The following is a 22,704-nucleotide window of genomic DNA, read 5'->3' on the forward strand; positions in this document are numbered from 1 at the left end:
AGCCAAATCTTTTTGTTTGAGAGTGGTGCAGGGGCGTGGGGAAAGGTTTCGCACAGAGGACAGGAGAAAAGGAGGAGAATATCGAACAAGGAACAAGGAATAATGAATGAAGAAGTGGAGAAAAGGCACAAGGGGCAAGAAACAAGGAACAAGAAAGGAAATGCTCAACGCTCAATAATCAATGATTAGAAATGAATAATGATTGATTATTAATGGAGGCGGTAAATAAAAAATCACCCCTTAAGTGGAGGGCTTGTTCTTCAATCCATTCCTTCTTAAAAGCCTCTGTGTCCCTTCCTGTCTCTGTGGTTCCCCTTCTGCGCCGATCGGCGCCATCTGCGGGACACCTGTGCGCAGGCCCTCCCCTTTAGGGGCCGGGGGCGTGCGGCTGGCCAATGACTATTGACTACTGACCATTGACTTTCTTTCTGTGGCCTGTCGTCTGTGGACCGTGGACTTCTTCTCACAGTTCATAGCTCGCAGCTATTCTCTTTTTCTCTGTGCGAAACCCTTTATTAGTATTCACATATGACGAATGCTCCAAATTCCTAGCTTTTCTCCTAACTTCAGCGCATGAGTACAAAACCAAAACTGGGTCTGTTCGACCTGACGATGATTGTAGTGGGTCTGGTAATCGGTATGGGCATCTTCCGCACTGCTTCTGATGCCGCCAGTGCAGCTATTACACCGGGCGTATTTTTCTTTGCCTGGGTGGCCGGTGGCTTGGTGGCTTTGTGTGGTGCATTGACCTATGCCGAGATAGGGTCGCGCTTTCCGGTAACAGGTGGTTACTATAAGGTATTTGCCGAGTGTTATCATCCATCCATAGCCTTTGCCATTAACTGTATCATTCTCATTTCCAATGCCGCCTCTATGTCGGGTGTGGCCCTAATTGGTAGTGAATATATTTCGCAGGTGATTTTTGATGTGGAGCCTACGGCTACTACCAAGGCAATGATTGCAATGATCCCCATTCTTATCTTTTATGGTATTAACCTAATGGGGCTGCGTATGAGTGCCAAGACACAAAATGTACTCATGATCATCAAGATCTTGATGCTGGTACTGTTGATCAGCTCTTTGTTCTTTACCATTGGGAAGGATACACCGGCATCGGCCGTTGCTGTAACGACTACCTATAGCTGGAGCGATTACATCAAATCGTTTGGAGTGGCCTTGATTGCTGTTTCGTTTACTTATGGAGGCTATCAGCAGACCATCAATTTTGGAGACGAAGTTGAGAATCCAAGACGTACCATTCCACGTGGTATTTTTATTGGTATCATCTTGATTATCACCTTGTACCTGGCGGTAAGCTTTGCTTACTATAAAGCCATTGGTTTTGAGAATTTAAAAACCTCTAGAGGCATTGCTTCTATTGTAGCCGAACAAATGTTTGGTCCTACCGGTAGGTATGTGGCTTCTATTCTTTTGTTCATTGCTGTACTGGCCTATGTGAATGTATTGCTGTTAAGCAATCCGCGCGTGATGTATGCTATGAGTACGGATGGTATTTTGCCTCCTGCCTTTAAGAAGAAGAATGAACAGAAAGATGTGCTCACCATTAGCTTAACTGCATTTGCCGCCATTGGAATTATTGTGCTGTTTTTCGCTAAGACTTTTGATAAGATATTAGGCTTTACCATTTTTCTGGATTGTATTGGTATGGCCACATCGGCTGCTACCATTTTTATTTTGCGCAAGCGTACACGTCACCTGGATGGTACCGGTATTTATAAAATGGCCATTTATCCCGTAATGCCGCTGATCTTTATTGCAGCGTATATATTCGTCGGTATCAGTATCTGGGTGAGTACGCCGGATCTGGCATGGACAGCCATAGCTGTATTTGCGGCCTTCTTGCTCATTTACTTTTTGGTAATGGGTGTTAAGAAGAAAGAGATCAAAGGGAGTTTAGAAAAAAAAGAAACGTACGAGCATCATATAAATCAATAGTTTTTTAAGACGAATCAACCACGTAACACATGCCTTTTCATTCAGAAGATCCCAGTTCAGATTTATCTTACATCATCAACGAGCTTGGCGAGGACCGCGAGCATTATTTCAATGCCATGGCGCCGCCAATTATGCAGACCAGCAACTTTGCCTTTCATAAAGTGGAAGATCTGCGTAAAGCGTTTGAAGATGAAATGAGCGGCTATTTGTATAGCCGGGGCTTGAATCCTACTACTGATATCTTGCGTAAGAAATTGGCAGCCATGGATGGGGCAGAAGATTGCCTTGTGTTTGCCAATGGCGCTGCGGCCATTTTTGCCGGGGTGCTTCCTTTTGTAAAAGCGGGTGATCATATTATTTCGGTACGACACCCCTATACCTGGGCGCAACGAACGTTTGATGTTATCTTACCACGCTTTGGTGTTAGCACTACTTACGTAGATGGTTATACGATTGAGGAGTTTGAAAAGGCATTACAACCTAATACAACCTTTATCTATTTAGAGTCGCCTAACTCATGGACCTATGCTATTCAGCCCATTCAAGAAGTGGCAGCACTAGCTAAAAAACATGGGATCATTACGCTGATTGATAATAGCTATTGCACCCCGTTGTATCAAAAACCTTTTGAGCTTGGCATTGACCTGTGTATGCAAACTGCTACCAAGTATATTGGCGGACATAGCGATACGCTGGGTGGTGTGCTAACCGGTACACACAAACACATGAAAAAGATCTTTGATAGTGAGTACCTGAATATTGGTAGTGGTATTGCGCCATTTAATGCCTGGCTGTTGATACGTGGTTTGCGTACACTGCCAGCACGAATTGAACGGATCACGCGCAGCACACAGCAAGTACTGTCGTATTTGAAGCAGCATCCTAAAGTGGACAAGATCTTGTTTCCTTTAGATGAAACTTTCCCTCAGTATAGTTTAGCAAAGCAACAAATGAAGGGAGCCTGTGGCCTGCTAACCTTTACTGTAAAGGAGGGAACTATGGAGCGGATCACAAACCTTTGCGAGTCGTTGCAACACATTTTAATGGCAGTAAGCTGGGGAGGGCATGAGTCATTGATACTACCCAAATGTGCAGGTATACGGCCTTCTCATTTTGATCCGAACAAAGTGGAGCATCAATATATTCGCTTGTATGTAGGCTTGGAAGAACCTGGTTATCTGATACAGGACCTGGAGCAGGCGTTAGATAAGATTTAACAGAGCGGCTTCCATTTTACTTTATTTTTATATTATGAAGCAACCATTACTTTGCTTACTGCTTTTAATTGGTGGCAGTACGGTCTTTGGGCAGGAAAAATGGGACCTGCAAAAATGTGTTACGTATGCTATAACCAATAATATATCTGTACGACAAGCAGATCTGCAAAGTCGTTTTTCCAAATTAGATGTACATCGGAATGAGTTATCGAAATACCCTGGCGCTACTTTTCAAACCAGTGTAGGTTACCAGTTTGGTCGTTCAGAGAACCCCACTACTGGTGTATTGGAGGACAGAAACTTTTTAAGTTCCGGTATACAGCTACAAACAAACGTATCTCTATTCAACTGGTATTCCAAAAAGAACACCATAGAATCATCACGACTTACCAACCAGGCTGATGTGGCGCAGGTAAAGAAAGTGCAAGATGATGTGGCACTCAATGTAGCCGTTGGATATTTGCAGGCGCTGTTGGCAAAAGAGCAGGTAAAGATTGCCAGCATTCAAGTACAACAAAACATTGCCCAATTAGAGTTAACACGTAAGCGGGTGAACGCAGGTGCATTGCCTGAATTAAATGCGGCTGAATTAGAAGCACAGGTAGCGCTGGATAGTTCCAGTTTGATTACTGCTCAATCGCAAGTAGAACTACAACTGCTACAGTTAAAAGCCATCTTGAATTTAGATGCTGCTGCTCCTTTTGATATAGAAGCGCCTCCGGTAGAAATGATTCCTATTGAGCCCTTGGCGGAATTGCAACCTGATCGAGTTTATCAGTTGGCTATAGTAAACCTGCCACAGCAAAAAGTAAATGACTTACGCTTGCAAGCCAATCAGGAAGCCGTGCGGGCAGCCCACGGTAGTATGTATCCTACGCTTTCGGCATATGGTGGATTGGCTAGTAATTATGTTAATCTGCAAAGTACCCAAAAAATAGTGCCTGTGCCTAGTGCTCCCACTGCGGCTACCGTGACGGTAGATGGCACTACCTATCCAGTATATGCCCCTAGTTCAAATTTCTTGTATGGCGTAACTCCATACGGTGAGCAATTACGCAACAACTTTGGTCAGAATATTGGATTGGCACTCAGTATCCCCATTTTCAATAATGGAACATTGCGTACGAACTGGGAGCGCTCCAAGTTGAATGTGCAGCAGGCTCAATTAAATATTGAAAGTAGCAACCAGACGCTGAAACAGGATATTTATAAGGCGTATAATGATGCTGTTGCATCTTTACAGAAGTTCACGGCTAATCAAAAAGCGGTTACTTCTGCTGAAAAAGCCTTTACATTTTCACAGAAGCGTTACGATTTGAGCCTGATGTCTACTTATGAACTGCTGAACAGTCAGAATAATTTGTTGCGTGCCCGTACACAGTTGCTGTTGGCACAGTTTGATTATGTGTTCAAGATGAAGTTGCTGGAGTTTTATAAGGGGCAGGGGTTGAAGTTGTGAGGGTGATGAGTTTACAAGTTTACATGTTCACAAGTTTGATTGTTAATAAAGCAGGTGAATTATGTAAGCTAAGCATGGATATTAATGTGAAAGATCAAATGCCAGATAAGTGTTGTTAAGTTAAATTGAGGGACAGGTCATTTTCGTCTTTTAACAGGTGAACTAGTGAACTCGAAAACTTGTGAACTTTTCATTTGAGACGCTAACCTCAATAAGAAAAAACATACTTTAATAAGTTACAATGTTCTTATATGAATAAAACAGTAAAATGGATATTAATTGGCGTAGGTGGCGTAGTGGCTTTATTGGCTATTATGAAATTTACGGCTGGCGCTTCTGACAGCGGGGTGAAAGTGGCGGTGGAGAAGGCTGCTAAACGCACCATTGTGGAAACAGTGAATGCCAGTGGTAAAGTATATCCAGAGATTGAAGTAAAAGTAAGCCCGGATATTTCGGGTGAGATTGTAGACCTGACTGTTCAGGAAGGCGATAGCGTTAGGAAAGGACAGGTGCTGGCACGTATCTATGCCGATATTTATTCCTCTCAGCGCGACCAGGCAGCAGCGCAGGTGTCACAGTCGCAAGCCTCTGTTGCCAATAGTTCTGCAGCTTTAGAATCTTTGCGCGCACAATTGGAGCAAGATCAACAGGCTTATACACGCAACAAGCAACTGTTTGACGAGAAAGTTATATCGAAGTCAGAGTTTGAGCAGTATGAAACCAAGCTGCGTTCATCACAGGCCCAGTTTAATGCTGCCCAACAAAATATCCGCGCCTTACAAGCTGGTGCACTAAGCACCAGCACGCAATTGCAGATGGCCAATAAAAACTTAGGACGCGCCACTATCGTAGCTCCTATGAGTGGCGTGATTTCAATGCTGAATGTAAAGAAAGGTGAGCGCGTAGTAGGAACCGCACAAATGGCTGGTACAGAAATGATGCGCGTAGCCGATATGGCTACTATGGAAGTAAGGGTAGATGTAGGTGAGAATGATATTGTAAAGATCAGTATTGGCGATGAGGCAGATGTGCAAGTGGATGCTTATAATAACCGTAAGTTTAAAGGACAGGTTACACAGATTGCCAGCAGCACAAAAACAGGCACGGCAGCTGTTACCTCAAATGATGTAACCAATTACGAAGTTCATATTCGCTTAGATCCTAGCTCCTATGCTGACTTGATGGAACCAGGAAAGTCTAAAAAATTTCCTTTCCGTCCCGGTATGAATGCCAGTGCCGATATTAAAACAAAACGAAAAGAAAATGTCATTGCGGTACCTATAACTTCGGTAGCGGCACGCATAAAAGGAAGTGATAAGAATATTGATCAAAAGAAAAAAGAAGCCAAACGTGGTAAAGATGAAAGTGAAGAAGATGCTGTGGATAATGCGGTATCAGATGAGTTAGAAGAAGTAGTGTTCCTGGTGAAAGAAGGAAAAGTGGAGAAGAAGGTAGTAAAAACTGGTATTCAGGATATTAACTACATTGAAATCACCAGTGGGCTGAGTGGTAATGAGGAGATTGTAATAGCACCTTATAATGCAGTAAGTAAAACATTAAAGTCGGGTACCAAGGTAAAGGTGGTAGAAAAGGATAAGTTGTTTGAACGATGATCTCAGATTTGATGGATTGTTCGGATTAACAGGATTTGATTTCTACATCGTTGAAATTTTTTTGGCAGCCAGAATAGACTACTATTCTGGCTATTTTGTTTTAGTAACTAGTTATTTCATTTTCGTCCATCGATTTTTGAATAAGAATGGTGCTTGTTCTATTGATGTGTTGTTATAGGAGATTATGTAACGTGTTGCAAAGGTTAGAAACTGCTAAATTTGCCGACATCTATTAAATATGTCGATTCAATCAAGCATGAGTTTTGGCGTTATTGGAAGCGGAAGTTGGGCAACAGCCCTGGTGAAGATCTTGACCGATAACGGGCAACGTGTGAACTGGTGGGTGCGAAATGCTGCTCACAAAGATTATATCTATAAGCGTAAGCATAATCCTCAATACCTGACATCTGCACATCTGAATGTGTCCTTACTCAATATATCCTGCGATATCAATGACGTAGTGGCGGCCTCCAATACATTAGTACTGGCTGTACCATCTGCCTTTATTCAAGATGCATTAAAAGGCGTAGATAAAGCAGAATTCAGTTCTAAAAGAATTGTATCGGCTATTAAAGGTATCGTTCCAGGGCCGGATATTTTGTTGAATGATTACCTGCAACAAGAGTTTAATATCCCCTTGGAAAACTACTTTGCTTTGCTAGGTCCTTGTCATGCGGAAGAAGTGGCCTCAGAGAAATTGTCTTACCTCACTTTTTCGGGTATTGACTTGCATGCAACTGAAGAAATTAGCCAGTTGTTCAAGTCGGATTATATCAATACCGTTACCAATAATGATATACTGGGCGTACAGTATGCTGCCGTTTTGAAAAATATCTATGCTTTAGGCGCCGGCATTGCTCATGGCCTGGAGTATGGCGATAATTTTCTGAGTGTTTACATTGCCAATACAGCTGATGAAATGGCGGTGTTCCTGCGTAAGGTAGGTATTCAGCATATGGTGGTGGGGGAGCACGATGAAGAACCCAACACACACCGTAAAACGCCAAACTATGCTGCCTCTGTGTATTTAGGTGATTTACTGGTAACCTGTTATTCGCCTTATAGCCGCAACCGCACTTTTGGCAACATGATCGGCAAGGGCTATACTGTGCAGTCGGCACAACTGGAGATGAATATGATTGCTGAAGGGTATTATGCCTCTAAATGTTTGAATCATATCAATCAAACGGTAGGAGCGGAGGTTCCGATTGCCGATACGGTTTATAAAATTTTATGGGAACGCTTATCGCCTGCTCAAGGATTTGCCAAGATTGAAGAAGGGCTGATCTAATGCCTGCGGCATTACTTAAATAAAGAAGCTGCAATACCATCGGCTAGTAAAAGACCTTCATCGGTAAGCTTTAAATGATGGTTTTGTTGTGTCACTGTGCCATGTGCCAGCGAAGGCTTGATGGTATGGAGGAGACGTTCCCGTTCTGTATGCCCCCATTTGTTTTCAATAACGTTCAGGTCTATACCTTCCATGGTCCGTAATGAAATCATCAGGTACTCATTCAACTGATCTGCTGAACTGAGTATTTCTTTTTCAAAAGGCACTTTATCTAGTTGGATAGCTGAAATGTACTGTTGGTTGTTGGCTACATTCCACTGGCGTTCTGTACCATTAAAGGAGTGAGCTGAAGGTCCCAAACCTAAATAAGCTTGTCCTTTCCAATAGGAGGAGTTATGACGGCTTCTATGGCCGGGTTTGGCAAAATTGGACACTTCATAGTGGTCATAACCCGCGGCCCGCAGCCACTGCATGAGCAGTAGAAACTGGTGGCCTTGTTTATCGGCATCCACCGGTAGTTTTTGATGATTGCTGATCAATTTATGAAGCGGGGTCCTTTCTTCTACCGTAAGCGCATAACAGGAGAGGTGTGGGATATTGTATTGAATAGCCGTCTGTACATTTTGCTCCCACATTTCGTTTGTTAAGAGCGGTGAGCCATAAATCAGGTCAATGGTCAGATTGGTTATGCCGGCTGCTAAGCTCAGTTCTATACACTGTCGTGCATGATTAGCCGTATGGGCCCTATTCATCCAACGAAGTTCCTCTTCAAAAAAGGATTGAACGCCTATGCTCAGGCGGTTAATGCCTGTGTCCTTCCAGCCCTTGAGTTTATCGGCCGTAATATCGTCTGGGTTGGCCTCCAAAGTGATTTCTGCATCTTCTGCAACAGAAAAGGTTTGCCTGATGTTTTCAATCAGCAATCGGCAATCGTCGATCGACAATAAGCTTGGCGTACCGCCGCCAAAATAGATGGTATTTACCGTAGCGTCGACCAGATAATCCTTTTGAAGGCTGATTTCTTTTGCCAAGGCCGCTACCAGGTCATCTTTATATCTTAAAGAAGTGGTAAAATGGAAATTACAGTAGTTACAAGCCTGTTTACAAAAGGGGATATGCAAATAAATTCCAGCCAATGACGTTCTAATTAAGCTCTACAAAATATTTTTACAAGATCGGATGGCGAAGTTAAAGTACCTATGTCTACTAATATTGTTAATGGTTCATGCTGCCCTATGGGCGCAAGACACCAGTTATCAGGTACATTATACCGTAGTAGATTCAGCCTCCCAATCTAATACGCCTACACTAACTACTTCATTCTCAAGCCGGGAGGGCGCAGCCGCCTATCTTACTGGCTTACCCACATTATTGCAAGCCAAGGGTTATATCAGTGCCTCTGTAGACAATATACGTTTTGATAGTGCCCAGGCACAAGTGCAGCTCTTCCTGGGGCAATTGTATAAATGGGCACGCTTACGTACCCAGCCTGAAGATGAAGTGTTTTTACAAGGTATTCGCTGGAGCAATGCGGCCTTCAGTAACAAACCCTTGCTTTTTTCCGACTGGCAAAGCCGGCAGCAACAATTGCTGAATTATTTGGAAGAAGCCGGCTACCCGTTTGCCCGTATCTATTTGGATAGCCTTTCACTTGATAATCAAGAGGTAACAGCCTTGTTAAAGGTGGAAAAAGGACCGCTTTACAAGATCGATAGCATTCGTGTATATGGGGATGTAAACGTGAGCAACAAGTTTTTGCAACGTTATTTAAATATTGAAAATGGCAGCATTTACAGTAAACGTAAACTGGCGGGCATAAGTAAAAGGTTAGCGGAGCTGCCCTATATCACTGAAGAGCAGCCTTCAACTGTTTCCTACTTGTCCACAGGATCCGTACTAAACTTGTATTTAAAGCCTAAAAAAAGCAGTCAAGTCAACCTGTTAGCAGGATTTTTACCTAACAGTGATCCTACAGCCAGTAAGAAGTTCCAGTTAACCATGGATGCCAATATTATGCTGCGCAACGCATTAGGGATAGGGGAGACGATTGGGCTGGTATGGCAAAAGCTGCAGCCACAATCTCAGCGTCTGAACCTGCTTTACGAGCACCCCTATATATTTCGGTCACCACTGGGGATGGGCTTTAGCTTTGATATGTTTCGTAAAGACAGTACGTTTTTAAACATGAATATGAAGTTAGAGGCTAAATATGGTGTCAATGAGCACCAGAGTGCGTCTTTCTTTTTCTTACGTCAGCAGAGCATTGTTAATGGTATCAATGTCCAGCAGGTTCAGCTTTACCGGCAGCTGCCGCCGGAAGCCGATGTGAGTTCCAATAACCTGGGCTCCAGCTTTACATTTAATAATACGAACTACCGTTATAACCCCCAACGAGGTAATGAGTTGCTGATCACTGCATCGGCGGGTATCAAGCGCATTAAAAAGAACAATCAAATATTGGAGATCAAAGACCCCAATGAACCTTCTTTTGATTATTCCCGGCTTTATGATACGGTAAAGCTGAAGACCTACCAGTTTAGGGTAACGGCTACTGCTGCCCATTTCTTTCCCTTGGGTAAACAAAGCGCCCTTAAGACCGCCATTAATGGAGGGGTTTTTAATAGTGGTAATATATTTCGAAATGAGCTGTTCCAGATAGGGGGGTACCGGCTATTGCGTGGGTTTGATGAAGAAAGCCAGTATGTGTCGCAATATGCAGTGGGCACACTAGAGTACCGTTACCTGATTGGGCAAAACTCTAATTTTTTTGCTTTTGTGGATGGGGGATGGGGGCAACCCGGGCCTAATATGGGCAAGGGGCATACCTATGTAGGTACTGGGCTGGGCCTTTCCTTTGAAACCAAGGCAGGGCTATTTAACCTTGCATGGGCGCTGGGGAAGCGTGATGATACTGAGCTTAACTTACGCCAGTCTAAGATTCATTTTGGGTTTGTCAACTATTTTTAGGGGGAAAGCATTTGTCTAACAGTTGTGCTCAATACATTTGCCTATAAACACTACCGGATTGCGTTTTTATCTTTTTATACTAAGTTTTTCGTTGAGTTTAGGGGCCTGGGGACAAGCTGATTCCTTAAAGCGCACTGATAGTATAGTGGCTGCAAAGGATACATTGGTACGGCAGGATACTGTAAAAGCTGATACCACTACCATACAGCCGGTAGCTGTTGAGCCTCCTTATATTCGATTTGATACTGTTCTGTACAAGAAGCACCCTTATTTCCAGATTGAAAACCCAATCCGGTTTATTGCCCCAAAACATGAATGGCATGGAAAAGATGCTCTATTTTATGCCTGTATAGGCTTGTTGCTCTTTTTTGCCTTTGTACGCAATGCCTTTCAGCGATACCTGCAGGATCTATTTCGTCTGTTTTTCAGAACTACGCTTAAGCAGCGGCAGGTAAAAGAACAGCTTATGGCTTCCCCCTTGCCTTCGCTGCTACTGAATATCCTTTTTATATTAAGCGGTGGGTTATTTATTACCATTTTGCTGCAGTATTATGGATTGGGTAAGGATTACAATTTTTGGCAATTATTATTATACGCAGCAGCTGGATTAGGAGTAATTTACCTGGTTAAGTTTATTACACTTAAGCTGTGCGGTTGGCTTTTTCGCCTGAAAGACGCTACAGATTCTTACACATTTATTGTTTTTACCACCAATAAGGTGTTGGGGATAGTGTGGTTACCATTTATAATTATAATGGTCTTTACCAGTGGTTTAACTCAGCATTTATTTATTACTGCTGCCCTAATAATTACTGGTGGCGCATTTTTGTACCGTTTCTTTTTGTCCTATGCTACCATCCATAAGGGGGTTAAGATAAATGCCTTTCACTTTATACTTTACCTCTGCGCCTTTGAAATTGTACCGTTATTATTGATTAACAAACTGTTGTTTACGTATCTTTCCTGATTTTTGTACTTTTGCGTTAACTTTAGCCCGACCACATATGGTAAAAAACGAGGTTTCTAAGCCTACTAGTGCATCTACAAAGGCCAGAAAGAAGATATTAATTACACAGCCCCGGCCCGAAAGCGACAAATCGCCCTATTTCGACCTGACTAGGAAATACAATGTTGATCTTCATTTTCAGCCTTTTATAAAGCTGGAACCCATTTCCGCTAAGGATTTCCGTAAGCAAAAGATTGATATTGCTGCGCATACTGGTGTGATTCTAACAAGCCGTAATGCTATTGACCATTTCTTCCGTATGTGTGAAGAAATGAGAATAACGGTATCGCAAGACACCAAATACTTCTGCATTACAGAAGCCGTGGCTTTGTACCTGCAAAAATTCATTTTGTATCGCAAGCGTAAGGTTTTTTATGGTGCTGATGGCAGTAATAAGAGTTTATTTGACGCCATTAACAAGCATAAGAACAATGAAAAGCTGTTGTATGTATGTTCTGAAAACCAGCAGGATAGTGAAATAACCGGCTGGCTGAAATCAAATAACTGTGATTTTTCATTAGCTTATATGTACCGCACGGTAAGTTCTGATGTTAAAGAAATTCTTGACCAGAACTCTTATGATGTCATTTGCTTCTTTACTCCTAGTGGTGTAAAAAGCCTGTTTGATAATGTACCCAAGTTCAAACAGAATGGTACCGTAATCGGCGCATTTGGAAATAATACCTCTAAGGCTGTTGAAGAAGCTGGTTTAGAGTTGGGTATTAAAGCGCCACAACCCCAGGCACCGTCTATGGTGGCTGCCCTGGATCAGTATCTGGCTGCTCAAACCAAGAAGAAGTAACATTCCTTATATAACTGTATAATGAAGCACCCTGATCCAGGGTGCTTTTTCGTTTACAACATCACGTGAATTTATTTAGATAGGATACCTCTGCCGCACCAAATGCGTTTACGGGCAACGGAAAGGTATAATTGAAAAGGATTTGTGTCTTGCTAAGCTATGTCCTTTTATAACGGTGAGTAGTAAAAGTAAATCCTGGACCAATAGCATAGTCGTCAGCTTTTTATCAGCTGCTTTATTTAATCTCGATAAGAAGGAGGGGACAGCCCAAACCAAGGGCATAAAATGTATTAAGTGTTGCTCCTACACATCAAATCTTGCACGTTACAAATCTGAAAACATGAAACAGGGCTGCTTTTTTTAAAGTTGCTCAATATTGACAATAGACTTGGCTTGGACGTTATTATTAGATATAAAAAGGGTATGTTTATGCATTAATAACCAACTGACAGGCAATTAAATAGAAATAATTTGTTAAATATGCAATAAAAAAAATACGGTTCCGTTTAATTCTATAAGTCAACATAGGCTATTGCAAATGAAAAAAATATATACTAACCTTGTGTATCTGTTAATTCGTAAATCATATATTTGCCCAATACCCCTGTATATGAAAATGAAAAACCAATACTTCACCCTATTTGCCCTGGCCTCTATTTCACTGGCTGGTTGCGGCATTATTGGAAAGAAGGACAAAGGTGGTAGCCTGCCAAATGATGGTCAGCTCCACGGCATTTCTCCTGGTAGCAAGTACGTTCTACCTAAACCTCCTGGTATGGTTTACATACCTCAAGGGACTTTCCACATGGGCCCTAGCGATGAGGATCCTTCTTATGCTTTCAGCGCCCGCAACCGTTCTGTATCCATTAGCGGATTCTGGATGGACGCCACAGAGATTACTAACAACGAATACCGTCAATTTGTTTACTGGGTACGCGACTCAATTGCTGCAAAGAAATTGGGTTATGTAAAAAGTGGCTCTGATGGTAATGAGTATGTTGACTGGGCGAAAATGAAAACCCTGAAATGGAGCGACCCCAAAGTCGTAGAACAATTAGGTCAGACAGATTTGATCCTTTCTCCTGAAGATCGCATTTTCGGCAAAAAGGAAATCGATGCGTCTAAGCTGATCTACCACTCTGAGACATTTGATCTGAAAGAAGCTGCTAAAAGAGAAAATGCTGGTAAGGCTCGTTCTCAGTTCATAGTAAAGAAAGACGTTCGCATTTATCCAGATACTTTAGTTTGGATTCGTGACTTTGCGTATTCTTACAATGAGCCTATGACAAAGCGCTACTTCTCTCACCCTGCTTTTGGTAACTATCCAGTAGTAGGTGTGAACTGGCAGCAAGCAAATGCTTTCTGCGAGTGGAGAACGCATTTTTTAAATTCTTGGTTGGATGGAAAGAAAAGAGCTCAGGAGTCTGATTTCCGTCTTCCAACAGAAGCCCAGTGGGAATACGCTGCTCGCGGTGGCCGTTCCCAATCAATGTATCCTTGGGGTAACTATTATTTAAGAAACAAAAAAGGTTGTTTATTAGCTAACTTTAAGCCTGGACGTGGTAACTATCCTGAAGATGGTGGTTTCTATACAGTACGTGCTGACGCTTATTGGCCAAATGACTTTGGTTTATACTGTATGGCTGGAAACGTAGCAGAATGGACATCTTCTATTTATTATGAAGGTTCCTACACTTTCCAACATGATATGAACCCAGACGTTCGTTGGAACGCAAAAGATTCTGACCCTCCTAAAATGAAGCGCAAGGTAATTCGTGGCGGTAGCTGGAAAGATGTAGGTTATTACCTGCAAACTGGTACCCGCACTTACGAATACCAAGACACCACCAAATCTTACATCGGTTTCCGTACCGTGATTGACTTACCTGCACAGCAAGGTAAAAAGGGACGTAAATAATCTAAACTACATACTGTGTTATGAATAGAGGTCTGCAACTGCAGTCCTCTATTCATCCTAAAATTCATTTTATCTTTTTAAACCATCTATTCTAAAAGTAAAGTTTTATGGCAGCTGCTATTCCTCCTAAAGTGAGCAAAATCGTTGACGTATTTGTATCTATTGCCGCGGCAATCGTTATCTGGGGTGCATTAAGAAAGATCTTACACTCCCCTGACGCGGATATCTGGTTGAAAATCGGTTTGACCACAGAAGCCGTTGTATTCTTAGTTTATGGTATTCTTTATTTAAGATACCCTGCCATTGAAGCTGATCACGGCGGTGGTAAGTTAGCTGTAGCTCATGTACCTCATGCTACTGGTGCTCTTGACAAGGCATTAATGGATGCAGACATCACTCCAGCTAATCTGAACAGATTAAGCGAAAACTTTAAAAAATTAAACACTACTGTAAGCAACATGAACAACATTTCTGATGTTGTAGCTGCTACTGGTGATTATACTCAAAAAACAAGAGAAGTAACAAGTGCTTTAGCTCAGGTTAAAGATGCTTATGTAAATGCTGCTAATTCAGTTGGTGCTTTCAACCAAGCTGGAGAAGGTGCTAAACAATTCCACGATCAAATGCAAGTAATGACAAAGAATTTGTCTTCTTTGAATACGATCTATGAATTGGAATTACAAGAAAGCAACAACCACCTGAAGGCATTGAATGGTTTTTATGGTAAACTGGCTGAAACATCAAACGCTATGTTGACTAGCGCCGAAGATGCTAAGAAAGTACAAGAGCAAATTGGTCATTTGGCTAACAACCTGGGCCGTTTGAATAGCATCTATGGTAACATGCTGAGCGCTATGCAAGGCAGATAAGAATGATGGTATAAAACCAATAACTGATTTAAAAACCGATACAAAATACGTAATAGAATATGGCACTACCTGCAGAGCCGCGGCAGAAGATGATTAACCTGATGTATTTGGTGTTGACAGCCCTGTTAGCATTGAACGTATCAGCTGAGATCCTGAATGCCTTTAAAACGGTAGATAATAGCTTAGTTGCAACAAATAAAACAATTAATAGTTCCACTGAAACGATCATGGCTTCTTTTGAAGAAAAATTAAAAGAACCTGAGAGTGCTGCAAAAGCAGCAGAGTGGATGCCTAAAGCCCAACAAGCAGTTGCTTTGACCAAGGGTTTAAATGACTATATCCAAGGTTTAAAGCAAGACATTTTGAAGGGTGCTGGCTTTGATCCTGCTAAAAATGGTGACTCTACTTTTAAAGAAGATAACCAGGATGTAGCTACTCGTATCATGGTGGAAGAAGGCAAGGGCAAAGACTTGTACAACAAGTTGGCTGAATATAAAAAGCAAATGGCAGCCGTTGCTCCAGCTTTAGCAAACCAGATCAACAATTACATGCAGCAGATTGATCTGAGTGTACCTCATACAAAAAACAGTCATGGTGGTGCTAGTGGTAATAATACTTGGGAGGGTGCTTACTTCCGTATGGTACCTACAGTAGCAGCTCTTACTATGCTGAGTAAGTTTCAGAATGACGTAAAGACTTCTGAAAACAAAGTGGTTTCTTTATTCCACGAGCAAGTAGGTCAAGTTAAAGTACGTTACAACCAGTTTGCTGCTATCGTAGGTCAAAGCTCAAACTACTTAATGCCTGGCCAAGAATTAACAATAAATGCTGGGGTTGGTGCGTTTAGTACTGATGCTAAGCCACAAATCAGCATTGGTGGTGTAGGTGTACCAGTAAATGCTGAAGGTGTAGCTGAATGGAAAACAATGGCAAGTGCTATTGGTACCAGACAAGTTCCTGTAAACATTCAGTATATGGACCAGGATGGTAACATGAAAACAATTTCTAAGACCATTACCTATACTGTAGGTCAGGCTAACGCTTCAATTGCCCTTGATAAAATGAACGTTCTGTATGTAGGTATCGATAACCCAGTATCTATTGCTGCCAGTGGTGGTGGTGATGATAAAGTGCAGGCTTCAATTACTGGCGGCGGCGGTTCTTTAGTTAAAGTTGGCCCTGGTAAATACATCGCTAAAGTAAATAGCGTAACTGATGATTGTAAGATCACTGTGTCTGTTGATGGAAAAGTAGCTGGTGCTTCTATGTTCCGTGTACGTACCATTCCTACACCAGTAGCGACAATTGGTGGTTATGCTTCTGGTGAGAATGTAAACGCTGGAGCTTTCAAATCTCAGGCAGGTGTGGGTGCTTATATTAAAGATTTTCCTTTTGATCTGAAATATACTGTTACATCCTTTACGCTCACCGGTGATACAGAAGAAGGTGATCTTATTGAAGCTGCATGTACTGGTAATACTTGGAGTGCACAAGCAAGATCTCTGATCAACCGATTGAAGCCAGGTGCTACAATAACTGTTGATGGTATTCGTGCACTGGGACCTGATGGCAGAAGCATGAAATTGCCTTCATTGGTATATTATATCAAATAATTAAGCTTTATGAACATGAAAAGCAATATTCTCAAATTTTGTCTCGTTTGTTTGGCTGTATCTTCACTAGCAGTGAATGCAGATGCGCAGCGTGCTCCTCGTAGAAGGACAGGCGGCGGTAATCCTCCTGCTGGTAATACAGGTGGACAAACGCAAACAGAAAGCGAGCAAAATAATGTTAACCGTCAACCTTCTGGTTATAATCCCTATGGTAATATTCCTATTAGGGTAGATAACAGTTCCGGTGGTTATAATGATTCATCTTTTAAAAAGTCGCTGCGTCCAGATGCAGCTTTTGATAAAAGCTTTATCAACGAAAGAACGCCACTTCCTTATGAGCATTTGCGTTGGGATGACGCCTTATATTCAGAAAAAGTATGGCGTGAATTGGATCTGCGTGAGAAAATGAACCAGCCCTTCCGCTTTAAGGCTGAAGATGATAATGGTGATCAGCGATTCATTTCAATTTTGCTTAGAGCAGTTAAATCCGGACAAGTGACAGCGTTCTCTCCAGAAGATGATCGTTTCACAACTCCATTGACTGCCGCTGAAGTAGGCCAGTTAACTGCAGGCGGTTCTGCTGATACCAGCCCTGTACGTGATCCTAATGACCCCAACAAAATCATTGAGTATGTGGTAACACAATCTTCTTTTGATCCGGAATCTGTAACCAAATTACGTATCAAGGAAGAGTGGGTATTTGATAGAGAAGCCAGCCGCATGTTTGTAAGAATTTTGGGTATTGCTCCGTTAAAAACTTCTTATCTGCCAAACGGCCAAGAGCGTGGTAACACCGTAATGTTCTGGGTATATTATCCTGACTTGCGTCCTACATTGGCAAAGTATGAAGTATATAATCCAAAGAATATGGGTATGGGTCGTATGACATGGGAAGAGCTTTTTGAAAGTCGTATGTTCTCTAGTTATATTACCAAGTCTACGTTGGATAATCCTTTCAACCAAACTATCAAGGTGCGTCTTAAAGACCCTATCCTTAGCTTGTTAGAAGGCGATAATATTAAAGATCGCATTTTCAACTACGAGCAAGACCTTTGGTCTTACTAAGATGGAATTGTAAATAATAAAAAAACCCGCATATACATGCGGGTTTTTTTATTGCCAATAGGTGACATTGTAACTAAATAACCTTTTTTAAAATATGAGTAAACAGCTCTATGAAATCTGGGTAAATGTTGTATTTTTATCTCGGTTTTTCATAGGATATTGGATTTTAAAGCGGGGCTGAATTTCCATTCTGGCCCCATTTTATTTTTAGGCTTTATCCTCCTCAGTATTAAAGTAGGCCTTTACAATTTTTGCCTTAGAAATACCTACCACTTTAGCTAACTCTTCAAGCGTTTGTTTACGTACGTTATTTACAGATCGGAATGTTTTTAGTAATTGATTAGCTGTAGTAGAGCCAATACCTTTAATATCCTCCAGCTCATTTTTGAACGTGCCTTCACTACGTTTCTTTCTGTGAAAATTTACACCATGATTGTGCACTTCATCCCGGATTCGTCGAATCAGTTTATGACTCTCACTATCGTAGGGTAGTTTCAGGCTTTGCTGATCGCCAACAAAGAAAAGCTCTTCTTCATTCTTGGCTAAGCCAACCAATGTCATTTTACCTTGCAGCTTCAATTCTATTATAGCTTCATGAGCCGCATTTAACTGCCCTTTACCACCATCTATAATAACCAATTGTGGGAAATCTTCACCTTCCGCCAATAAGCGTTTATATCGCCTGTAAACGGCTTCTTTCATGGTGGCAAAGTCATTAATGCCTTCAACTGTTTTTACATTAAATACACGATAATCTTTCTTGCTAGGTTCTCCATTTTTAAAGCAGACCATAGCTGAAACCGGATAGCTACCCTGGAAGTTGGAGTTATCAAAACATTCAATATGTGTAGGCACTTCGCTGAGCTGCAGATCGTCTTTAATCTGTATCAATACCTTTTGTTTGCTAACGCCAGTTCCATTACCGCGTAGGCGGTTCTTATGTTGCAGCTCGCTGATAAAGTATTGTACATTCTTTTCAGAGAGGTCTAATAATTTTTTCTTTTCACCCGCTTTCGGTATCGTGATCTGAACACCGGGTTCTTCATATTCCAGTGGGAATGGCACCACAATTTCTTTTGCCGAGCTATTAAAGGTTGTGCGCAACTGACCTATGGTAAAGGCAAGGATCTCTTCTACAGTTTCATCCAATTGCGCCTCTACCTTTAGCGTCTTAGTTTGCACAATGGAACCGTTCTCCATCATTAAGTAGTTGACATAAGCAATGTCTCCTTCTTTTTGAATGGAAAACACGTCCAGGCCATCTAAGGAATTGCTGACAATGATTGAGCGCGACTGGTAGTTTTCAAGAAACTTGATCTTTTTCTGAACCAATGCTGCTTTTTCAAACTCTAATGATTCAGCATATGCTTTCATTTCATTTTTGAAATGCTGAAATACAGGAGTTAGGTGACCTTTTAAAAGGTTCTTTATCTGAGCAATGTTGTCGTTATAGTTATCCAGCGTTTGATGACCTTCACAAGGACCTTTACAATTGCCTAAATGATATTCCAGGCAAACCTTAAACTTGCCTTTTTCAATATTTTTTGGTGTCAGGTGTAAGGGACAGGTACGTAATGGAATGGTTTGTTTAATGAAGTCCAGCAGGTCTTTTACCTTACTTACTGATGTGTAAGGGCCAAAGTATTGCGACCCGTCTTCAATCTTTTGTCTTGTTAGAAATACTCTAGGAAAATCTTCATTCTTAATAACAATGTAAGGATAGGTTTTGTCGTCCTTCAAATTGATATTGAACAACGGCTGAAACTGCTTAATCAGTGAGTTTTCTAATAAAAAAGCATCCTGCTCTGAGTTAACAATAGTAAACTCGATACGCTTGATCCGCTTTACCAGTTCATGCGTTTTATAACTGCTGATGTTCTTATTAAAATAAGAGCTTACACGCTTGCGAATGTCTTTGGCCTTGCCTACATAAAGCAGCGTACCATTAATGTCATAGTATTTGTAGATACCCGGTAGATGGGGTAATGTTGATGAAATTTGTTGAAATTCTATACTCGTCATTTATTTCAGTCCTCACAATTATTCTGCCGAAGGGCCTTCTGTCCAGATCACCTGAACGGTTTTAATTTGCTCCGGCTGGTTAGGCTTTTGTGTTATCGTTACAATCCGAAACCATTTATTGACCTCCCAAAGCATTTTTTGCTGTACAGAGCTACTGCCATCTTCAAAGGAGCGATCAATAAAAATGGTTCTTACCTGATCCCCTTCATTAGCATTGGGCTTTATGATCACCTCTTGTCGTCTTACTTCTGCATCTTCTTCTTTAGGGGTATAAGTAATTACTGCAGATTGTAATACCTCATCATATATTTTGGTCTCTGTATAATCGTCTTTCCATTTATTTTTTGAGATATCTGGGATCTCCAAAAAGTCTTTGGCTTGTGCTTTAAAATCTTCCCTTTTAATAATAGTAGTATCAGAGTGGTTGTTTATCGTTTCAATACGTCGGATATTGTATAACGAGGTGTCTACATGGGCAATCTGGCTTTCTATGTATGACTTAATGGGAAAATAAGGTTCTGCATCGGCCGCTTCTATTTTAGCCTTATTCTGACAAGAAAATAGTAAGGGTAGGAAGGGTAATAATAACCATTTACTCATGCCCTAAAATTACTATGCTTTAAGATAAGCAGAACAAAGGAAAGGTTAAGAACAAAAAATCCCGCACGAAGCGGGATGAAAGCAATTAGCTCGGGCCTTATTTCGGATACTCAGAATCTTTTTTCTCAGCTTCCTTTTTGTTGATAGAGACTCCGACCTTGAAGCCAAAGTCAAACAGGTTTTCTTTAACCGGGTATTTCTCAATAAAGCTTGATAATAGTTGATAGCGCATTTGAGGGCCTACCTGCCAATTCATCCGCCCTGTAGAGTAAGAAACAAAGGCTTCTGCTGACGCATTTACATTCCAGCGGCGAGTTAGCCAAGGCACTTCTGAGTAGTTTTTATAATCACTCGATATTACATAGGTTCTATCGCCAATCAGGTAGGTAGGTTGAACGGTACCTGCTACACCAAAGTGTGTTTTGTTATTATTATTAAAGTGTACTTCAGCACCGAGGGGAGCAGACACCTGGAAGTAAAAGTTTTGTAACCAATCTGACTTGTAGCCATTAAAATTGCGGTAGTCTGAAATAGAGCCTACATAGTCAACACCATTGTCATTACCACGGTTCAAGGCAATAGTGGCTACTTCTGGAGAGGATTTGAACGCTTTAATGTCGTAGCGATTTATATTAAATTGTAAACCGCCGCGCAAATTGATGCTATGCGTAATGGGATATCTGGTTGCCAGCCCTAATTCTAATCCAAGATCTGGTTTATGTGTGACAGCATCGTTAACATTAATGGATGGTCTAGGATTGCTTGTTAATAAGTTTGGTTGAGGTAAAGAACGCAAATATGACTTATTCTCTGAAAGCTTTCTATAACTTACTGTAGGTGTAAAAAATACCTGCACTCCAAGTTTAGCTTTTTTGCGTCCGGCCTTAAATAAGTTGGTAACACTTTCAATGCTTAAAGGATATTTAGTAGGCGTTTCTGGAGTGTTAGCAGATGCTTGCTCTGTTTCAGAAGCTACAGGGTCTGAATCAACAACAGTGGGCGTAAATCCGTTAATAGCCGTTAGGGTCATTAGAGTCGGCACGTGCTGGCTCTGGTCAGCTCCATTATTCTTTTGTTGATAAGTTGACTGATCAGCAGTTACTGCATTACCAGTTGCGTTCGTTGGGCGTTGCTTTATATCAATTACCTTGGCTTCAGTAGAAGCTGTGGACGTCAAAGAATGTGAAGGTGAAGAAGGCACATTGTTTTTGCCTTGTATTTCTGAAGGTAGCGTAGCTACTGGTGTTGGTGCTAATTGTTTGGAGTTATCTATTAGGAAATAGCCTAAAACGGAAGAAAGCAATAAGAACGCACTGCTGGCAAAGGCTACCCGGCGTCGGCGCTTTTTCAGGTTGGCCGCTATTCCTTGCCATACCTGATCTGAAGGCCGCATGCGTATTCCATCAGCGCTTTGCTTCAGAAAATCCTCAAACTCATCATTTAAAAAATTACTCTCCATAGTGAGCCAGCAATTAAGGGATTAGATCAACGACCACCAGACCCTGCGGCTAGTGCCTGATCTTTTGCCTTATAAATAATATTCTTTTTAACTAAAATGTCTTCCAACATTGCTTTTGCCCTGGTATACTGGCTTCGACTTGTGCTTTCTTCAATGTCCAACATGGCACCGATTTCCCGGTGCGAATACCCCTCCACAGCATATAAGTTCAAAACCGTCCGATAGCCTATTGGCAAAAGACGGATACACTCTACCACTTGCTTTGCCTGGATAATAGATGGAATACTTTCCTCTCGTACCTGTAAAGCCGTTGCATGAATCAGATCCACGCTTTCTGTAAACTTCTTGTTTTTCTTCAAAATGTTGATACAGGTATGTACGATGATCCGGCGGATCCATCCTTCTAATGCACCACGGTTTTCAAAAGTGTGTATCTGTGAAAACACCTTAATAAAACCTTCCTGTAACATATCCTCGGCATCCTCTCGGTTATGTGCATACCGGTAACAGACTGCTAGCATCTTAGCACAATACTTTTCGTACAGTGCTTTCTGGGCAACAGCCTTGTTCTGAATACAACCTTGTAAAAGGGCTTCCTCGGTCATAAAATCCGTGTGGGTGCCTGTAAGTTAGACAATTTTTTGAAATGATTGCTGCACCAATGCTCAAAAAATTATGGAAAAAAAGCTAAATAAACCCTTTCCAGATAAACTGTGGAATACGACTGTTTTAACCGATTTTAAATAATTGAACCAGTGCTTCTAACATATATCGATTTGCTATAAAATGACTTAGAGGCATTTTTATAGCCTATAGCGAATTGAGGGTTACTGGTTGGGTTAGGCGA

General features: G+C 41.5%; 17 protein-coding genes. 12 read left to right on the plus strand and 5 right to left on the minus strand.

Annotated elements, in window-relative coordinates:
- Nucleotides 1-573 precede the first annotated feature (573 nt).
- From SY85_RS20395 to SY85_RS20415, 5 genes are all read left to right on the plus strand, one after another.
- Complete coding sequence (locus SY85_RS20395) at nt 574-1,956, plus strand: APC family permease (protein WP_066407017.1); 1,383 nt, start codon at nt 574-576, stop codon at nt 1,954-1,956.
- Nucleotides 1,957-1,985: 29 nt separating this feature from the next.
- The gene (locus tag SY85_RS20400) at nt 1,986-3,173 is read left to right on the plus strand and encodes a trans-sulfuration enzyme family protein (protein WP_066407019.1); all 1,188 of its coding nucleotides are present in this window, start codon (nt 1,986-1,988) and stop codon (nt 3,171-3,173) included.
- Nucleotides 3,174-3,207: 34 nt separating this feature from the next.
- On the plus strand, nt 3,208-4,632 hold the full coding sequence (locus SY85_RS20405) for a TolC family protein (protein ID WP_066407022.1): 1,425 nt from the start codon (nt 3,208-3,210) through the stop codon (nt 4,630-4,632).
- A 251-nt stretch (nt 4,633-4,883) separates the two neighbouring features.
- The gene (locus tag SY85_RS20410) at nt 4,884-6,245 is read left to right on the plus strand and encodes an efflux RND transporter periplasmic adaptor subunit (protein ID WP_066407037.1); all 1,362 of its coding nucleotides are present in this window, start codon (nt 4,884-4,886) and stop codon (nt 6,243-6,245) included.
- 238 nt (nt 6,246-6,483) lie between these two features.
- Nucleotides 6,484-7,536, plus strand: coding sequence for an NAD(P)H-dependent glycerol-3-phosphate dehydrogenase (locus SY85_RS20415; protein ID WP_226998916.1), 1,053 nt, complete (start codon nt 6,484-6,486; stop codon nt 7,534-7,536).
- Nucleotides 7,537-7,547: 11 nt separating this feature from the next.
- Here the strand turns inward: SY85_RS20415 and hemW are convergent, their stop codons facing one another.
- Nucleotides 7,548-8,672: a radical SAM family heme chaperone HemW gene (gene hemW / locus SY85_RS20420; protein ID WP_066407041.1), complete on the minus strand. Its 1,125-nt coding sequence runs from the start codon at nt 8,670-8,672 to the stop codon at nt 7,548-7,550.
- An 82-nt stretch (nt 8,673-8,754) separates the two neighbouring features.
- Between hemW and SY85_RS20425 the strand changes: the two genes are divergently transcribed.
- The 7 genes from SY85_RS20425 (at nt 8,755) to porN (ending at nt 17,776) form a co-directional block, all read left to right on the plus strand.
- Complete coding sequence (locus SY85_RS20425; RefSeq protein WP_066407043.1) at nt 8,755-10,503, plus strand: BamA/TamA family outer membrane protein; 1,749 nt, start codon at nt 8,755-8,757, stop codon at nt 10,501-10,503.
- A gap of 58 nt (nt 10,504-10,561) precedes the next feature.
- On the plus strand, nt 10,562-11,470 hold the full coding sequence (locus SY85_RS20430; protein ID WP_066407045.1) for a DUF4271 domain-containing protein: 909 nt from the start codon (nt 10,562-10,564) through the stop codon (nt 11,468-11,470).
- A gap of 37 nt (nt 11,471-11,507) precedes the next feature.
- Nucleotides 11,508-12,311: a uroporphyrinogen-III synthase gene (locus SY85_RS20435; protein ID WP_066407047.1), complete on the plus strand. Its 804-nt coding sequence runs from the start codon at nt 11,508-11,510 to the stop codon at nt 12,309-12,311.
- 610 nt (nt 12,312-12,921) lie between these two features.
- Nucleotides 12,922-14,229: a T9SS ring complex lipoprotein PorK/GldK gene (gene porK, locus SY85_RS20440; protein WP_226998922.1), complete on the plus strand. Its 1,308-nt coding sequence runs from the start codon at nt 12,922-12,924 to the stop codon at nt 14,227-14,229.
- 107 nt (nt 14,230-14,336) lie between these two features.
- Nucleotides 14,337-15,098 (plus strand): type IX secretion system motor protein PorL/GldL, encoded by a 762-nt coding sequence (porL, locus tag SY85_RS20445; protein ID WP_066407048.1) that lies wholly within the window; start codon nt 14,337-14,339, stop codon nt 15,096-15,098.
- Between the two features lie 59 nt (nt 15,099-15,157).
- Entirely contained in the window at nt 15,158-16,711 is a 1,554-nt protein-coding gene (porM, locus tag SY85_RS20450; protein ID WP_066407050.1) for a type IX secretion system motor protein PorM/GldM, read from the plus strand.
- Nucleotides 16,712-16,726: 15 nt separating this feature from the next.
- Nucleotides 16,727-17,776 carry a type IX secretion system ring subunit PorN/GldN gene (gene porN / locus SY85_RS20455; RefSeq protein ID WP_158513013.1) on the plus strand — a complete coding sequence of 350 codons (1,050 nt, stop codon included), beginning with the start codon at nt 16,727-16,729 and terminating at the stop codon, nt 17,774-17,776.
- Between the two features lie 207 nt (nt 17,777-17,983).
- Here the strand turns inward: porN and uvrC are convergent, their stop codons facing one another.
- From uvrC to SY85_RS20475, 4 genes are all read right to left on the minus strand, one after another.
- Nucleotides 17,984-19,798, minus strand: a complete 1,815-nt coding sequence (uvrC, locus tag SY85_RS20460; protein ID WP_066407060.1) for an excinuclease ABC subunit UvrC — start codon at nt 19,796-19,798, stop codon at nt 17,984-17,986.
- Between the two features lie 18 nt (nt 19,799-19,816).
- Nucleotides 19,817-20,398 carry a hypothetical protein gene (locus tag SY85_RS20465; protein WP_066407063.1) on the minus strand — a complete coding sequence of 194 codons (582 nt, stop codon included), beginning with the start codon at nt 20,396-20,398 and terminating at the stop codon, nt 19,817-19,819.
- A gap of 97 nt (nt 20,399-20,495) precedes the next feature.
- Entirely contained in the window at nt 20,496-21,857 is a 1,362-nt protein-coding gene (locus SY85_RS20470; RefSeq protein WP_066407067.1) for a porin family protein, read from the minus strand.
- A 26-nt stretch (nt 21,858-21,883) separates the two neighbouring features.
- Nucleotides 21,884-22,462 carry an RNA polymerase sigma factor gene (locus SY85_RS20475; protein ID WP_066407069.1) on the minus strand — a complete coding sequence of 193 codons (579 nt, stop codon included), beginning with the start codon at nt 22,460-22,462 and terminating at the stop codon, nt 21,884-21,886.
- Nucleotides 22,463-22,704: the final 242 nt, after the last annotated feature.

The sequence above is a fragment of the Flavisolibacter tropicus genome, from assembly GCF_001644645.1.
GTDB lineage: Bacteria > Bacteroidota > Bacteroidia > Chitinophagales > Chitinophagaceae > Flavisolibacter > Flavisolibacter tropicus.

Bases quoted from the DNA above. Each gene is read 5' to 3' on its own strand.
- SY85_RS20395 (WP_066407017.1), top strand. From the start codon at position 574: ATGAGTACAAAACCAAAACTGGGTCTGTTCGACCTGACGATGATTGTA.
- SY85_RS20400 (WP_066407019.1), top strand. From the start codon at position 1,986: ATGCCTTTTCATTCAGAAGATCCCAGTTCAGATTTATCTTACATCATC.
- SY85_RS20405 (WP_066407022.1), top strand. From the start codon at position 3,208: ATGAAGCAACCATTACTTTGCTTACTGCTTTTAATTGGTGGCAGTACG.
- SY85_RS20410 (WP_066407037.1), top strand. From the start codon at position 4,884: ATGAATAAAACAGTAAAATGGATATTAATTGGCGTAGGTGGCGTAGTG.
- SY85_RS20415 (WP_226998916.1), top strand. From the start codon at position 6,484: ATGTCGATTCAATCAAGCATGAGTTTTGGCGTTATTGGAAGCGGAAGT.
- SY85_RS20425 (WP_066407043.1), top strand. From the start codon at position 8,755: ATGGTTCATGCTGCCCTATGGGCGCAAGACACCAGTTATCAGGTACAT.
- SY85_RS20435 (WP_066407047.1), top strand. From the start codon at position 11,508: ATGGTAAAAAACGAGGTTTCTAAGCCTACTAGTGCATCTACAAAGGCC.
- porK (WP_226998922.1), top strand. From the start codon at position 12,922: ATGAAAATGAAAAACCAATACTTCACCCTATTTGCCCTGGCCTCTATT.
- porL (WP_066407048.1), top strand. From the start codon at position 14,337: ATGGCAGCTGCTATTCCTCCTAAAGTGAGCAAAATCGTTGACGTATTT.
- porM (WP_066407050.1), top strand. From the start codon at position 15,158: ATGGCACTACCTGCAGAGCCGCGGCAGAAGATGATTAACCTGATGTAT.
- porN (WP_158513013.1), top strand. From the start codon at position 16,727: ATGAAAAGCAATATTCTCAAATTTTGTCTCGTTTGTTTGGCTGTATCT.
- uvrC (WP_066407060.1), bottom strand. From the start codon at position 19,798: ATGACGAGTATAGAATTTCAACAAATTTCATCAACATTACCCCATCTA.
- SY85_RS20465 (WP_066407063.1), bottom strand. From the start codon at position 20,398: ATGAGTAAATGGTTATTATTACCCTTCCTACCCTTACTATTTTCTTGT.
- SY85_RS20470 (WP_066407067.1), bottom strand. From the start codon at position 21,857: ATGGAGAGTAATTTTTTAAATGATGAGTTTGAGGATTTTCTGAAGCAA.
- SY85_RS20475 (WP_066407069.1), bottom strand. From the start codon at position 22,462: ATGACCGAGGAAGCCCTTTTACAAGGTTGTATTCAGAACAAGGCTGTT.